Source organism: Allobosea sp. LC85, from assembly GCF_000735605.1.
GTDB lineage: Bacteria > Pseudomonadota > Alphaproteobacteria > Rhizobiales > Beijerinckiaceae > Allobosea.
The window spans coordinates 491,937-507,259 of the sequence record NZ_JPKG01000006.1 but is presented as its reverse complement, the minus strand read 5'-3'; the positions used below and the strand labels follow the sequence as shown (position 1 = coordinate 507,259).

The following is a 15,323-nucleotide window of genomic DNA, read 5'->3' as shown; positions in this document are numbered from 1 at the left end:
CCATGTTCGGGACGCGGGATTTCACAAGGCCGGGGCGTTCGCTGGCGGTGGCAGAGAACGGGATGGCGGCAACCTCCCATCCAGCGGCCACATTGGCGGCACTCGGTGTCCTGAAGGCCGGCGGCAACGCGATCGATGCGGCGATCGCTGCCGTCGCGATGCAGGGTGTCATCGACCCTCACATGACCGGCATCGGCGGCGACTGTTTCGCGATCTATGCCCAGCCCGGCAAGGCACCGATCGCGCTCAATGGCTCCGGGCGTGCGCCTGCGGCGGCGACGCTGGCCTGGTTCCGTGAGCAGGGCATGACGTCGATCGCCGATAATTCACCCCATGCCGTGACGGTTCCCGGCGCGGCCGATGCCTGGTGCCGGCTCTCGGCTGACCATGGCCGCCTCAGCCTGGAGGAAGTGCTGCAACCTGCCATCAAGGCGGCGGAGGATGGTTTCCTGCTGACGCCGCGCGTCGCCCATGACTGGGCGATCTACGCCAATCGCCTGCGAAAATATGAGGGGGCGGCGGCTGTCTACTTGCCCGGTGGCCAAGCCCCCCGGGTCGGCGATCGCATGACCCATCCCGCGCTCGGGCGGACACTGCGCCGGCTCGGCCAGCAAGGACGCGACGCCTTCTATCGCGGGCAAGTGGCGGACGAAATCGTCTCTGTCCTCAACCGCAACGGCGCTTTGCATGTCGCGGATGATTTTGCCGGCCAGACCTCCGACTATGTCGAGCCGATCTCGGCCGAATATCGCGGCTATCGCCTGCATGAATGCCCGCCGAACGGGCAGGGGCTGACCGCTCTGATCATCGCCCGCATCCTCGAGGGCTTCGATCTCGCGGAAGGGCGCGTCAGCGAGGCCGATCGTATCCATCTGCTCGCGGAAGCGACGAAGGCAGCCTATCATCAGCGTGACCTGATCGTTGCCGATCCGGCCTTTGCGCCTGTCGATGTGCAGCAGGTGCTGTCGGATGCCTTCATCGGCCGCCTGCGTGACCGGATCGACATGAAGCGGGCGCAACCGGCCGTCGACGACGACATGCCGGTGCATCGCGACACGGTCTATCTCACCGTAGTCGATCGCGATCGCAACGCGGTCTCCTTCATCAATTCGCTGTTCTGGGCCTTCGGCAGCGGCATCTATGCGCCTGAATCCGGCGTGATGCTGCAGAACCGTGGCGCCGGCTTCCGGTTGATCGAGGGGCATCCCAACGCCATCGCGCCACGCAAGCGCCCGCTCCACACCATCATCCCGGCGCTGCTGACCAAGGATGGCCGCACGCAGATGACCTATGGCGTGATGGGCGGGCAGTATCAGGCGACCGGCCACGCTCATGTCCTGTCCTCGATGCTCGATCGTGGCGACGACCCGCAGCAGGCGGCCGACCGTCCGCGCAGCTTCGTCGCCGAGGGCAAGCTCACGGTCGAGTCGACGATCGGCCCCGAGATCCGGGCCGATCTCGCCGCCCGTGGCCACGATGTCTCGGTGCTGCCGGAGCCGACTGGGGGCTGCCAGGCCATCTGGATCGACGAGGCGCGGGGCGTCCTGCTCGGCGGCTCCGATCAGCGCAAGGATGGCATGGCGCTCGGCTACTGAGCCTGACACCGCCGGCGCGCTGAACGCGTTCGGCGGACATGATATGAACAGGGCCCGCCTGACACGGGCGGGCCACTCTGCAAGGACTTCCTATCGCGGTCGTGGCCCGATATCCGGCATGGACGGTGGCCGCGCGCTGCGCTCGGAGCCGAGACTTGCCGCCGCCGGTTTTTTCAACAGGCGCACTGCGAGATAACTGACAAGGCTGGCGGAAAGCAGGCCGAGATAGGCCAGCAGCGCTTGCGGCCCGAACACTTGCATGAAGCCGGTGGCGACGATCGGGCCGATGGCCGCGCCGGTCCCCCACAGGAAGAGCAGCCCGGCAGAAAGACCGACCGCCTGATCCTGTCCCAGCCTGAGATAGGCATGGGTCACCGCAACGGTGTAAAGCGCAACGCTGCAACCACCGATCAGCGCGAAAAGCGTGTAGGACCAGAGCTTGGCGTGCGGGGCATTGGCGAAAAGCACGGCGCCGAGCGCGGCAGCAGCCAACGTCACGATCGTCGCTGCACCCAGCATGATGATGCGGCTGTCGATCCGGTCCGCCATCAGGCTGATCGGCCATTGCAGGATCAGTGCGCCGATCTGGATCGAGGCGGTCAGCAGGATGGCCGATTGCTGGTCGAGGCCGATCAGGATGCCATAGGCCGGGGCGACATTGGTCAGCACCCCACCCATCAATCCGACATAGAGGCAGCCGACGACGGCGGCCGGGGCCTGAAGCCAGAGCGTCTTCAGCTTGACCGAGACGAGCTCGTGCGATTCTGGCGCCCTCGTGCGTGTCAGCCCGACCGGGATGAGCGCCAGCGAAAAGGCGGCGCTCGCGATCAGGAAGATGTCGTGGGATTCGATTGCGACATAGCCGATCCCGATCTGCGAGCCGATCAGCGCGAGACGATTGAGGATCTGGTAGGCGCCGAAGATCCGGCCGCGATGGCTCGAGGGTGCCTGCCCGCTGATCCAGCTTTCGATGCAGATGCCGTGCCCGGCCGCGGCCACGCCCATGATGAAGCGCGAGACGCCCCACCATTCCACCGGCATGATCGGAAAGCTCAGGGCAAGCACCGATTGCACCGCGGCAAAGACCGCAAAGCCGCGGATATGGCCGATACGCCGGATCAGCGTGGGGATGGCGAAACAGCCGAGCAGGAAGCCGAGCGAATAGGCGGATCCGACGATGCCGATGAGGAGAGGGGGCTGTTTTTCGACCGCCAGGCGCAGCGGTACGACCGTATGGATGATCGTGCTTGCGATCTGCAGGATCAGGGCGCCGGTGACGATCGCGCCGAGGGCAGCGATAGATCCCGTCTGGCTTTTCTCCGTCACCAACCTGTCCATCCGTCGGCGAGCGGCTCTTCACGGAGCTGCGGCAGCGAAGACCTGGCGGCCGGGGCGACGATCCTCATCGAACTATTTTCGTCAGGCGGGCTGATTCGGGGCGAATGCCGGAGATGAATAACATCGCGACCGACGCTTCGCTTGGGAAAACTATTCCTGACGGCCGGATTATTCTGCTGTCGGCATGTCCAGGGCTAGGCGCGCAGCCCCTTTGCCAGGAACGCGACGACGGCTCGGACGCCAGGGAGCTGCCCGCGCCGATGTGTCGTCAGGATCGAGGTCGTGACCGTGCCGGCTGTCCAGTCCGGCAAGACACGCATGATTTCGCCGGCATCGATGGCTCTTCCGCAGGCGACCTCCGGCAGGCACGCGATCCCGAGCCCGGCCTTGGCGGCTCCGAGCAATATCTGCGTTTCGTCGGCGATGAAGCGCCCGAAGGGCGTGGCGAGCACCTCCTTGCCTCCGCTGTCGCGCAGCCGCCAGATCTTGGCGGACGAGTCGACCAGGAGCCCGTCATGCTCACTCAGATCGCCCGGTACGGTGGGTGTACTCCGCTGGCTGAGATAGCCCGGAGACGCCACCAGGATGATGGTCTCTGTGGCGACCTGCAATTGCACGAGCCCTGAATCCGGCAGCGGCGCGAAATGGCTGCGCACTGCAATGTCAAAACCCTCCTGGGCCAGATCGACGAAGCGATCGGTGGCATGAAGCTGCACCGTCAGCTTCGGATAGGCTGCCACAAGCGCGGGCAGGCGCTCCGCCAGGTAGAGCTGCGCGGTTGGAACCGAAGTCGTGACCCGCACCGTGCCGCTGGGCTCGGCCTGGCGCCGGCGGACGATGCTCTCGGCAGCGTCCGCCTCGATCAGCGCGGCACGCGCATGCTCGTAGAAGTCGCGCCCGAGTTCAGTCAGCGCGAAGCTGCGCGATGTCCGGTGAATCAACCGTGTGGCGAGACTGGCTTCAAGCTCCGCGACGCGCTTGCTGATCGTCGATTTGGGCATGCCGAGGCGGCGCGAGGCCGAAGCGAAGCCGCCGCTGTCGACGGCCTGGACGAAGAGATGGAGGTCGTTGAGATTGAGCATCGGGCGATCTCATCATCCACTCAGGTGGACTTTCGATTCTGTTATGGGCGATTGCCGTGGCAAGGTCCATGAATTGACCTGAGAAGGCCGGGAGGCGCGCCCCGGGACTGGCCCATTTGCCTCGGCCTTCCGTCGAATGGCGGTTGCGAAGCTGCCTTTCTCCGCCCACCTTGCCCTGCTCATGCCGGCGCTGCCCGGGGAGCCAAACTTCGGGCACGGAACTTCGAGTGGGGAGGCTGCGGATGCGCCCGGTCCTGTCGCTACGATCCTATCCGCCGCATGAGACGGAGCACGCTCATGACTGGCATCAGATTGTCGTGCCCGTCGATGGCACCATGCAGATGCGCATCGCGGGGCAGGATGGCATCGTCGATGACAGCCGCTTCGTGATTGTCGCCTCGCAGGCCCCCCACCGCTTCACCACCCCGCAGCATGGCCGTTTCGTCGTGCTCGATGTTCCGACTGGAGCGGGCTTCTTTGGTTTGCCGGACCGCCTCGTCCAACAGGCGGAGGCCCAACCATTTCACGCACTGGACGCCGGGTTGCGGCATCTCGCGCATTACATCGCCCATGATGCGGCAGCGCCATCGCGCCGATCAGACCTGCTCGACCGGCTCGGCGGCATGTTGCTCGAGGCGGTCGCGGAACGGGCTGGCGATCGGCTGCGTTGGCCGCCAGCGCTCGAGCGTGCGGTCTCGCTGCTCGGCGATGGCTATGATGCGACGCTGACGGTCCAGCAACTCGCCGTTGCCGCGGGCGTGTCGGTCAGCGGCTTGCACGCGCTGTTCCAGCGCTGGATCGGCATGCCGCCGGGGCGCTATCTGGCCGATCTGCGCCTGCGGGAAGCCGAGCGGCTGATCCGCGAAACCCGGCGCCCGCTCGCCGAGATCGCGCTCGCCGTCGGGTTCAGCGATCAAAGTGCACTGACGCGAAGTCTGCGCCATCGGCGCTCGACCACACCCGCGGCCTTGCGACGTGGATAGTGAGCCCAAAGATTTGGAGATCGGGACAAGAGCGGGAATCGCCGCAGGTCTATGACCATCGCCAGAGAGATGATGGAGACGGCCATGAAGCTGCGCGATTTCACCACCCTGACCTTCGATGTCTACGGCACCCTGATCGACTGGGAGACCGGTCTGCTGGCGCAACTGCAGCCTTGGCTGAAAGCCAGGGGGATTGCCGTCCGTGACGACAACCTGCTCGCCGAGTTTGCCCGGCTCGAAAGCCAGTGGGAGGCTGAGCAGCCGCGGCTGCTCTATCCCGAGATTCTGGAGCGCGTGCATGGCGACCTCGCCAGGCATTTCAGCACGTCGCCCGATCAGCAGGCGGCGCGGGAGTTTGGTGCTTCGGTCGGGAGCTGGCCGGCCTTCGCCGATAGTCGTGAGGCTCTGCAATATCTGGCCCGGCACTATCGCCTGGTCGTGCTCTCCAATGTCGATCGCGCGAGCCTTGGCCGCAGCGCGGCCCTGCTCGGCACGGAGTTCGACCTCCGCTTCACCGCGCAGGATATCGGCTCCTACAAGCCGTCGCTCGCCAATTTCGAGTACATACTGGCCCATGTCGGCGAGGAGAAGGGCAAGATTCTCCACGTGGCGCAGAGCCTGTTTCACGACCACGTGCCGGCCAGTGCGATGGGGATCAGCAGCGCCTGGATCGACCGCCGCCATGACAAGGAGGGCGGCGGCGCGACGCTGTCGCCGAAGGATATGCCGCGTCCGGCCTGGACCTACCGGAGCCTGGCGGAATTCTGCGAAGCGCATGCTGCGGAGCGGTGACGGGCCTGCTTGACCTTCCCACAATGGAAGGTTGCACAATCCCGCCGCCATCGCGGCCGGATTGTGCAAGGGAACATCATGGCGAATGCCCCGAAAGAGACGTCTCACGGTGGCCACGAGACCCATGCGGGCCATGCCGAGCACCATGGCCACCGCGGACATGGTGCTCATGCCGGGCACCATGTCACCGGGAAGACGAACGAGGGGCAGGCCAAAGACCCTGTCTGCGGGATGGCGGTCGATCCGCACGAAACGACACACCGCGCGCAGCACGGGGGCCGGCCCTATTATTTCTGCTCCTCGGGCTGTCAGTCGAAATTCGAGGCTGACCCAGCACGTTACGCCGATCCAAAGGCAGCTACAGCGGCGGATATCCCGCCGGATGGCGCGACCTATACCTGTCCGATGCACCCCGAGATCAGACAGGTCGGACCAGGTTCCTGCCCGATCTGCGGCATGGCACTGGAGCCGGTCCTGGTGACGGCCGAAGCGCAGCCCAATGCCGAGCTGATCGACATGAGCCGGCGCTTCTGGATCGGCCTCGTTCTCGCCCTCCCGGTTGCGATCCTGGAAATGGGCGGACATCTGCTCGACCTCGACCACATGATTCCGCGTCACCTCTCCAACTGGATCCAGCTCGCCTTGGCGACGCCGGTGGTGCTTTGGGCTGGCTGGCCGTTCTTCGAGCGCGGCTGGCATTCGCTGGCCAGCCGCAACCTCAACATGTTCACCCTGATTGCGATGGGAACAGGCGTTGCCTGGGTCTACAGCGTGGTGGCGACGCTGATGCCCGGGATCTTCCCGCCGGCCTTCCGCGGGCATGACGGCTCGGTCGCGGTCTATTTCGAGGCGGCGGCCGTCATCACGGTGCTGGTCTTGCTCGGGCAGGTGCTCGAGCTGCGCGCGCGGGAAAGCACGGGCGGCGCCATTCGCGCGCTTCTCGATCTCGCCCCGAAGACGGCTCGGCGTCTGAATGCCGACGGCTCCGAGGAGGAAGTCCAGCTCGATACGGTGCAATTGGGGGATCGCCTGCGGGTTCGGCCTGGCGAGAAAGTGCCCGTGGACGGCGCAGTGGTCGACGGCCGGAGTGCGGTCGACGAATCGATGGTGACTGGCGAATCCATGCCCGTGACCAAGACCGTCGGCGACGCCGTGATCGGCGGCACGATGAATCAGTCCGGCGGTCTCGTCATCGAGGCGCAGAAGATCGGGCGCGACACCATGCTGGCGCGGATCGTCCTGCTGGTCTCGGAGGCCCAGCGCAGCCGCGCGCCGATCCAGCGCCTGGCCGATCAGGTGTCGGGCTACTTCGTGCCGGCCGTCATCGCCATTGCCATGCTCGCCTTTGCCGCCTGGGCCATCTGGGGGCCGGAGCCGCGCCTGGCCTTCGGACTGGTGGCCGCGGTCTCGGTCCTGATCATTGCCTGTCCCTGTGCTCTCGGCCTTGCGACGCCGATGTCGATCATGGTCGGTGTCGGGCGGGGTGCCCGGGCTGGCGTGCTGATCAAGAACGCCGAGGCGCTTGAGCAGATGGAGAAAATCGACACGCTCGTCGTCGACAAGACCGGTACGCTCACCGAGGGGCGGCCGGCGGTTACGGCGATCCGGCCGGCACCGGGATTTTCCGAGGCCGACATCCTGCGCCTTGCCGCCAGCGTGGAGCGGCCGAGCGAGCACCCCCTGGCGGTTGCGATCGTTACGTCCGCCGAAGCCAAAGGCGTTACGACGGCGCCGGTGGCGGACTTCGATTCACCGACCGGCAAGGGAGCGCTGGGAACGGTCGAGGGGCGGCGGATCGTGCTCGGCAATGATCGCTTCCTGGCCGAGCACGGCGTCGATGTGTCGAGCCTCGTCCAGATCGCGGACGAACTGCGCAGGGATGGTGCGACGGCGATCTTCATGGGCGCCGATGGCAAGCCGGCAGGCGTGATCGCCATTGCCGACCCGGTCAAGGCGTCGACGCCGCAGGCTCTGTCGGCGCTGCGGGCTGAAGGCATCCGTGTCGTCATGCTCACCGGCGACAACCGCACCACGGCGCAAGCCGTTGCCCGCCGGCTCGGCATCGCCGAGGTCGAGGCCGAGGTTCTCCCCGAGGACAAGAGCGCCGTGGTGGCGAAGCTCAAGCGGGAAGGGCGCGTGGTCGCAATGGCAGGCGACGGCGTCAATGACGCGCCGGCCCTGGCTGCCGCCGATGTCGGCATCGCGATGGGTTCCGGGACCGACGTCGCCATCGAGAGCGCCGGCGTCACATTGCTCCAGGGTGACATGACCGGGATTGTGCGCGCCCGGCGTCTGTCTGAGGCCACGATGCGGAACATCCGGCAGAACCTGTTCTTCGCCTTCGTCTACAACGCGTTCGGCGTTCCGGTGGCGGCAGGCGTGCTCTATCCGATCTTCGGCTTGCTGTTGTCGCCGATCATCGCTGCTGCGGCGATGGCCTTGTCCTCGGTCAGCGTGATCGCCAATGCCGCGCGGCTGCGGGCGGTGACGTTGTGACCGATGCGATCCGGCCGTGCGGGCGTATCCCCGCCACGGCTCGCGGGCGGGACTTGCCGATGGCGAGCGCCGGAGAGGGCGCGCAAGCACGGTCGATCATGTCCTCCTGCCGGAACGCACCAGAGCGGCGGGCGCTGTTCCCCTTCTTGGTTCAGCCTTGAGTTCGTGGTCCGGATTTGAGGGCAGCATCCCGCAGCGTCAGTCCAGCATTGCCTGCCTCAGTCGTTTGAGAGATGCTGTCGTTGCGGCTGCGGCTTTCGATGGTCGCATCGTTGTTGCCCCATCCGGTCCGGCCTGTCGCTCGGACTGGCCAGCCTGCCTTGCCCGTGAATGTGAGAGCGTTCTCGACCGGAGGCGATATGAGCTACGCCGCTGACCGTGACAAGGAACAGCTCGCGCAGCTCGACGAGCAGATTTCACAGTTCATCGCGCGCTACAGGCAGCACAGACCGGCGCGGCGCAAGACGGTCATCCTGTTCCCGGGAGGCATGGGGTCCAGCATCAAATGGGCGACCACGTCCCAAGGCAATACGCCCTATTTCTACAACCTGATCTGGCTCGATTGCCCGATCCTGACCGGTGGGGCGCTACTCCTCAAGATGAAGGGCGATGACGACGCGGGCCGGCATTTCGTGATCGCCGATGGCTGCGTCCGGTTTCCTCCGATGCTGGTCCCCTACGATGATTTTCTGAGCTGGTGCACATCCAGGAGGTTCGACTGGTTCGTCTTTGGCTGGGACTGGCGGCGTGATCCCGAGCTTGTGGCGCGCTTCTTCCTGAAGAGTTTCGTGCCGAAGTTCCGCCAGCGGGTCCGTACCGAATGCGGCACCGATCCCTTCGCCGATGTGACGCTGATCGGGCACAGCTTCGGCGGCATGGTCGTGAAGCTGGTCCTGAACCAGGGCGGCTCGCATGTCGCAGCGGTCAGGCGAGCGATCAGCGTCGGGTCGCCGTTTTATGGTTATGCCGGGCAACTGAATCGCTACTTCAAGGGCGACCCCGATCTGGACAGGCTCTCATGGTCCTATGATCCGAGAAATCTGACCCAGTTGATCTCGTCGCTGCCGGGGCCATACACGCTTCTCTACCTGGACCAGGCGACCTTCCAGCGTGATCAGGCGGCGCTGGCCTCTGATCCGAAATTTCCCCTGTCGCGATATCCGGTCAGGGATCACGATACCGGCTCGCTCGCCGATCCATACAATCCCCAGAAGAACGGAACCCAGGTGCGCTATCCCGAGAACTGGGGCTTCAGCCATGTCGCCCTGGACCGGGGCAAATCGATCTATGAGAAGGTGGCGCTGCCGCTCGGGGCGGCCACGAACAGCAAGTTCTACAACATCCGTGGCATTCAGCAGCGCAATGGCAGGACCGTCAACGAGACGACCCACGAGCAGACATGGGACTGGATCGACCCCGCCTTCGATCCGAACTCCGATCCGTCACCCATCGTGGATCACTCCTATTGCCCGGGAGACGGCGTGATCCCGGCCTGGTCCGCGCGTCTGGTCTCGACACTGGCGGCCAATGTGCGGACCGTGACCGGAGACATCGACCGGGACGGCTTCGAGCATATGGATCTGATGCTGAGCCCGCAGATCCGCGCACAGATTCTCAACATCATGCAGTAGTTCGGCGAGGTGCGGTCATGGCCGTGAGAACACGCAAGCCAAAGTCTCCGCCGCCGCCTCCGTTGCGAGCCTCCCGGGACGAGCTCAACAGGTTTCTGGACGGTCTTCAGGCTGCCCAGGCGGAGGCCGTCGGAGACAGCACGAAGCTCCGGACTGCGACGCTCGCGTATCTCGCCAAATACAGTCTGCCTGAGCTGCAGGGGCTCATCGGCAGGGCCTATGTCGATGCGCCCAAGAGCGCCAGCCAGAAGCTTGGGACGATGCCGAAGGGCGGGGAGCCTCCGGGAGAGGGAGGCCCTTCCAAGGTTCCGCGACCGCGCTCTCCAGCTCCGAAGGGCAAAGCCGGCCCAACGCCGAAAGGCAGGTGAGCCTGGGGAATACTGCGCTATTTCTCCGGCCGCATGGCGACGATCCCTGCGTCCGAGGGGGACGAAACCGGCAGAGATCGTGCCGTCGCCTTGGGCTTCCTGCGGGCTTCGGCATAAGGGATGAGCCACAGGCTCGGCTTCCCGTCGCCGTCGGTCAGCGCGATCGGCTCGAAATAGCGGACGCGATCCTCGACCGTAAGATCATCTGGGTGTTCGCCATATTGCGGGTCGAGCGTGTCGCTCCCGGCCAGATAGGTGCGCGGCCGCGCTGGCGAGGATTTTGACCAGGTAAAGCAATGAAAGCTCGCCGATGCGATGATGTACCATCGCATCGGATTGAACGAACGGCTGTGACGAAGCCTCCGCAAGGTCTTGAGCAGGATGCGCATGCGCCCGACCACGGTCCAGGGTCGTCGGAAGATCCGCTCGAGAAAGGCGACGATCGGCTGGGCCGGTTCGGCAAGCTGCGCGTAGCAGATTGTCTCGCCGTCCAGGTCACGGAAGCGAAGATTGGGAGCAAGGCGCCCGCTTTCCAGATCTTCCCAGAAGAGTTGTGTTCCCGCGAGAGGAGCAACGACGCTGAGATAGGTCGGCATCGGCATCAGCGGGTTTTCGGCGATGGCTTCCATGGCCTGCTGCATCTCGGCTGCCGTCTGGTAGCGAGGATCGAAGAGATAGCCGTAACCGACGGCAATGCCGTGCCCCTCGGCAAAGGCGACATCATCGATGACATTCTGGCGCCGGCCGAGGTTCTGGGTCTTGTTGTAGCGGCGCAGGAAACCCGCATCGAGCGATTCAATCCCGACGAACAGCCCGACGCATTTGGAGGCGGCGAAGGTCTCGATGAGCGCGCGATCCTGCACGACGTTCTGGGTGACCAGCGCCCCCCAGCCCCGCACCTTGGGGTGGTCGCGCAGGAGCTCGCAGACAGCCAGCATATGGGCCCGGTCGTCCGAGAAATTGTTGTCGAGCAGCATGACCATCGGATACCAGCTGCGCATACTGAAGCGGGGGCTCGATGCCAGCGCGCTTTCTAGCGACGCCTTGAAGCTGGCCAGCCCATGGCTCACATGCACCCCCACTTCCGAGGGGATAACGCAAAAGCTGCACTTGAAGCTGCATCCGCGGGAGGTCTCGGCAAGATGCGTGGTCGGATTGATTCCGCTCTTGCGCAAAAGACTGTAATCGACCGTGTAATCTGAAATCTGCGCAATCGGAGAGCGGTAGATTGGGCGCAGTGAACCGGCCAGATAATCCGAGGTGACATCCCTGACGCAATCGACGCCGCCGGCGCAGACGACATCGAAGAACTGCCGGGCGAATTCCGGAAAAAGCGTGCACACGCTCCCGCCGGCGACGACCGTCGCTCCGCTGCGCCTGAAATGATAGGAGAGCTGCCGCAGACGATCGAAGTCGGGCTGAAGCCCTGTGAGGAATACGAGGTCGTACTTGCTGCAGTGTGCAGGGTCGAACGGGCCGTGCCAGTCTTCATGATAAAGCACGACATCAAATCGCTCTGCATCGATCAGTGCAGCAATATGCAGGCCTGCGATAGGTTGCATGAAATGCGTCGAGCGCCGTTTGTCGCGGCCAGGCCGAAGATGGGCGCAAATGACGATCGTTTTGATCTTTTGTGGTGCGTCGAAACTGGCTCCAACGGATATTGGTGGGAAGAGACGCGATATTCTTGAGGCAGGCATGAACGATCGCCCCCGTATACTGGCTGAAAAACAAGAGACAGCTAGGTAATGCCTTCACTCTACGACGATATGCGGTCATATTCAAACTGACGAGACAGTAACCGAGCGCCGACATTAGCGATACAGGAGGCTGTGCGATGACGATGAGCGAAGCCGAGCCTCGAAAACACGTGTCCGAGAGGCGCTACGTCACGATCGTCTTCGTCGATCTCGTCGGCTACACCCAGTTGTCGGAGCAGCTTGATCCGGAGGAACTGCGTCTCGTTCAACGCCGCTACCAACAACTGACCCTGGCGACGATGGAGCGCTATGGCGGCTTCGTCGCGAGTTTCACGGGCGACGGTGTCCTCATCTTCTTCGGCTATCCCACGGCCCGCGAGAACGACGCAGAACGGGCCGTTCGTGCCTCCCTCGAGCTGATGGGGCGGATCAAGACGCTGAACACGGCCGTCGAGGATGGCACCGTTCCCGAAATCGCGGCGCGCATCGGCGTTCACACAGGCCTCGTCGTGATGGCACCTGCCCGCGTCAGCAGCGGCTCCAGCGAACTGGGTGCAGTGGGCGAAGCCATCAATCTCGCAGCGCGACTGCAGGCCGAGGCAGCGCCTGGGACAGTCGTGGCGACCCGGGAGGTCACCGACCTCACCGCCGGTCTGTTCGACGTCAAAGCCCTCGGGGCAAGACCCATCCGCGGCCTTTCCCGTGAGATCGAAGTCTTCGAGATTGCCCGGGAGCGGCTGGGAACGGCGCGGCGCCGAGTTGGCGTCTCGAGCCGCATCCCCATCGTTGCCGGCCGGGAAAGCCATCTGCAGCGCATCCTTGCGCGCTGGACCGGCGCGACGAGCGACAGGCGGGCACAGTTCGTTCTCGTGACCGCGGAAGCCGGCGTCGGAAAGACGAAGGTCATCACGGAGATCTGTGGTCATCCCGCGCTGTCCGGCGCAGCGATCTACATGACCTATTGCCATGAGCTGTTCGCGAGCACGCCGCTCTACCCCGTTGCGAGCTTCCTCTGGGCACGGGCCGGTCTCAAGTTCGAGGACGACAACAAGCTCCGCGGCGCGAAGATCGGCGCCGTCCTTGACGAAATCGGCCTCAACACGCCGGAGAACAATGAAATACTGGCAAGCCTGATCGGCTTGGCTGCGACCGGAATCCGGGAGCAGTTTGCCCCGGCCCCGACGCTGTTCAAACGTAAGCAGTATGAGTTCGTCATCTCGGTCATCGTGCGCACGGCCCGCCGACAGCCGACCCTTGTGGTGATCGAGGACGCACATTGGCTCGACCCGTCCTCGGCCGAGCTTTTGCGGGAGCTTCTGGCCGCAGGTAACGATGAGGCGTTGATGGTGGTGGCGACCGCACGACCGTTCCCGCGCGCCGACGGGTTGCCGGAGCCGGACGAAGTCGTGTCGCTGGGGCCGCTGTCGGGTGAGCAGAGTCTCGCGCTGGCGCAAGCGATTCCGGGTTCGGAGGAACTACCTCCCGAGAAGATCGCCCAGGCGGTTGCTGCAGCCGAAGGCGTTCCGCTCTTTGTCGAGCAGTTCGTGCTCTCTCTGATCGACGAACACATCCAGACGCCTCATCCCATCCGCAAGCCGTCGAATGTTCCGCTTCTCCTCGCGGAACTGATGTCCGAGCGGCTCGATCGACGCCCGGGCGCGCGCCCCGTCGTGCAGGCTGCAGCCTGTATTGGCCGTTCCTTCACCCCGATCTTCCTCGCCCATGTCCTGGAGAAGGGCATCGGGGAGGTGATGGAGCCGGTCGAGGCGCTGGTCGATGCCGAGCTTCTCCTGCCAAAGCGCATAGGTGGGGAAATCCGCTATGAGTTCCGGCATTCATTGCTTCAGCGCATGGCCCATGAATCGATGCTCGCCGCCGAACGGCGCGCGATCCATGACCGCATCCTGGGCCTGCTGGACCAGGGGGACGGCGTCGATATCCCCTTGCCCGAGGTCACTGCGCACCATCTCACCGAGGCAGCCCGCTACCAGGAGGCCGTCCAGGCCTGGCTCAGGGCTGGGGCGAGTGCCGGACAGCGTTCCGCCCATATCGAGGCCATCGGGCATATTCGTCACGGCTTGTCCCTGCTCGAAAAACTGCCGGACGAGATGGTGCGGACCACGCTCGAGCGCGGCCTTCAGGCGGCGCTGGTCGGTTCCATCACCGCCGCGCAAGGGCCGACATCGGCAGGCTTGCTGCAATGCTGCGAGCGCGGGCTGGCGCTTTGCACCGAAGACGAGCCGTCCGCATTGATGTTTCCGTTTCTGTTCGGAAAGTTCACCTTCGCCAATTGCAGCGGCGATGTGCCTGAAGCCGCCTCGCTGGCCGAGAACTTCCTCGATCGATCCGAGCGCGCGGACTATGGTTCCGGCCGAGCCATCGGGCACCGTCTGATTGGCATGGTGCGGCTCGGCCAGGGCAAGGCCGACGAGGCGATCGAGCACCTCGAACGCTCCCTGCTCTTCGGAGAGCGCGATCGCGACGAGGCCAGCACATTCATGTTCGGCCAGAACACCGAGATTCACACCAGATCGCTGCTCAGCCTCGCCCATTTCTGCCTTGGCAATGTCGACGATTCCCTGCGCATAGGCATCGATGCGCTTCGTTCCGCGGACGCCTTGCGGCACCCTCATTCCGCGGCGATTCCGATGTCCTATGTCGGAGGCTGGGTCTTCGGGCTCTCGAACGCAACCAAAGAGCTGATGCAGGAGGCCGGGCGGCTGGTGGCCTTGTCAGAGCAGCATGGGCTCGCAGGCTTCCGGGCCCATGGCGCGGCGTTTCTGGGCTGGGGGCTTTGTCAGAAGGGCGATCTCGCGCGCGGCGCAGCAACCATGCAGAAGGCGATCGCAGCATTCGAACATGTGGGCTATGTGCTGTCCCTTTCTGGCTATCTCGCCAATCTGGCCGAAGCGCAGCTTCGACTCGGGCAACTGGCGGAGGCACAAGCCTCCTGCGACCGGGCGATTGCGTTGAAGTCGCGGAGCGGTTCGCTGTGGCTGGAACCGGAGCTGGATCGGATCCAGGCCAGCATCATGGCAAGGGGCGCGCGGGCGCAGCGGCAGGATGCGGAGGCGGCGTTGCGCTCGGCGGTGGAGAAGGCAAGGCGACTGAACTCTCCCGTGCTGGAGCACCGATGCCTGGCTTCGCTACGGGACCACCTCAGCCCGCAGGGACGTGATTCCGAGGTCGACGCGCGTCTGGACGCTCTCGCGCGCTTTGGCGATCTGTCGGGGGCTGTGTCGCGCGCCTTGCGGGAGACGGCCGCCGCGGCAGACCTGTCCCGCGTCGCCGGCCAGCTGGCGTCATAGGCCGATGGCACGGCACGAGCAGCCGCCGCA

General features: G+C 64.8%; 9 protein-coding genes. 6 read left to right on the top strand and 3 right to left on the bottom strand.

All coding sequences use genetic code 11. The features are described from left to right. Positions 1-2 precede the first annotated feature (2 nt). Positions 3-1,595: a gamma-glutamyltransferase gene (ggt, locus tag FG93_RS03415; RefSeq protein ID WP_043231618.1), complete on the top strand. Its 1,593-nt coding sequence runs from the start codon at positions 3-5 to the stop codon at positions 1,593-1,595. 90 nt (positions 1,596-1,685) lie between these two features. Here the strand turns inward: ggt and FG93_RS03410 are convergent, their stop codons facing one another. Both FG93_RS03410 and FG93_RS03405 read right to left on the bottom strand, forming a co-directional pair. Further along, the gene (locus tag FG93_RS03410; protein WP_161783765.1) at positions 1,686-2,921 is read right to left on the bottom strand and encodes an MFS transporter; all 1,236 of its coding nucleotides are present in this window, start codon (positions 2,919-2,921) and stop codon (positions 1,686-1,688) included. 206 nt (positions 2,922-3,127) lie between these two features. Beyond that, a complete protein-coding gene (locus tag FG93_RS03405) occupies positions 3,128-4,015 on the bottom strand; it encodes a LysR substrate-binding domain-containing protein (protein ID WP_043231614.1) in 888 nt (295 codons plus the stop codon). A gap of 242 nt (positions 4,016-4,257) precedes the next feature. On the opposite strand from FG93_RS03405, the gene FG93_RS03400 reads away from it, so the two are divergent. The 4 genes from FG93_RS03400 to FG93_RS03385 all read left to right on the top strand — a co-directional run bounded on the left by FG93_RS03400 (position 4,258) and on the right by FG93_RS03385 (position 9,917). Beyond that, complete coding sequence (locus tag FG93_RS03400; protein WP_043231612.1) at positions 4,258-4,998, top strand: AraC family transcriptional regulator; 741 nt, start codon at positions 4,258-4,260, stop codon at positions 4,996-4,998. An 84-nt stretch (positions 4,999-5,082) separates the two neighbouring features. Next, positions 5,083-5,790: an HAD-IA family hydrolase gene (locus FG93_RS03395; RefSeq protein WP_043231957.1), complete on the top strand. Its 708-nt coding sequence runs from the start codon at positions 5,083-5,085 to the stop codon at positions 5,788-5,790. Positions 5,791-5,868: 78 nt separating this feature from the next. Then, on the top strand, positions 5,869-8,286 hold the full coding sequence (locus FG93_RS03390; RefSeq protein WP_043231610.1) for a heavy metal translocating P-type ATPase: 2,418 nt from the start codon (positions 5,869-5,871) through the stop codon (positions 8,284-8,286). A gap of 359 nt (positions 8,287-8,645) precedes the next feature. Beyond that, positions 8,646-9,917, top strand: coding sequence for a triacylglycerol lipase (locus FG93_RS03385; protein ID WP_152579278.1), 1,272 nt, complete (start codon positions 8,646-8,648; stop codon positions 9,915-9,917). 385 nt (positions 9,918-10,302) lie between these two features. Here the strand turns inward: FG93_RS03385 and FG93_RS03375 are convergent, their stop codons facing one another. Next, on the bottom strand, positions 10,303-11,847 hold the full coding sequence (locus tag FG93_RS03375) for a radical SAM protein (protein WP_043231605.1): 1,545 nt from the start codon (positions 11,845-11,847) through the stop codon (positions 10,303-10,305). Positions 11,848-12,122: 275 nt separating this feature from the next. On the opposite strand from FG93_RS03375, the gene FG93_RS03370 reads away from it, so the two are divergent. After that, positions 12,123-15,293 (top strand): adenylate/guanylate cyclase domain-containing protein, encoded by a 3,171-nt coding sequence (locus FG93_RS03370; protein ID WP_043231604.1) that lies wholly within the window; start codon positions 12,123-12,125, stop codon positions 15,291-15,293. The last annotated feature ends 30 nt before the right edge of the window (positions 15,294-15,323 follow it).

Bases quoted from the DNA above. Each gene is read 5' to 3' on its own strand.
- ggt (WP_043231618.1), top strand. From the start codon at position 3: ATGTTCGGGACGCGGGATTTCACAAGGCCGGGGCGTTCGCTGGCGGTG.
- FG93_RS03405 (WP_043231614.1), bottom strand. From the start codon at position 4,015: ATGCTCAATCTCAACGACCTCCATCTCTTCGTCCAGGCCGTCGACAGC.
- FG93_RS03400 (WP_043231612.1), top strand. From the start codon at position 4,258: ATGCGCCCGGTCCTGTCGCTACGATCCTATCCGCCGCATGAGACGGAG.
- FG93_RS03395 (WP_043231957.1), top strand. From the start codon at position 5,083: ATGAAGCTGCGCGATTTCACCACCCTGACCTTCGATGTCTACGGCACC.
- FG93_RS03390 (WP_043231610.1), top strand. From the start codon at position 5,869: ATGGCGAATGCCCCGAAAGAGACGTCTCACGGTGGCCACGAGACCCAT.
- FG93_RS03385 (WP_152579278.1), top strand. From the start codon at position 8,646: ATGAGCTACGCCGCTGACCGTGACAAGGAACAGCTCGCGCAGCTCGAC.
- FG93_RS03375 (WP_043231605.1), bottom strand. From the start codon at position 11,847: ATGCAACCTATCGCAGGCCTGCATATTGCTGCACTGATCGATGCAGAG.
- FG93_RS03370 (WP_043231604.1), top strand. From the start codon at position 12,123: ATGACGATGAGCGAAGCCGAGCCTCGAAAACACGTGTCCGAGAGGCGC.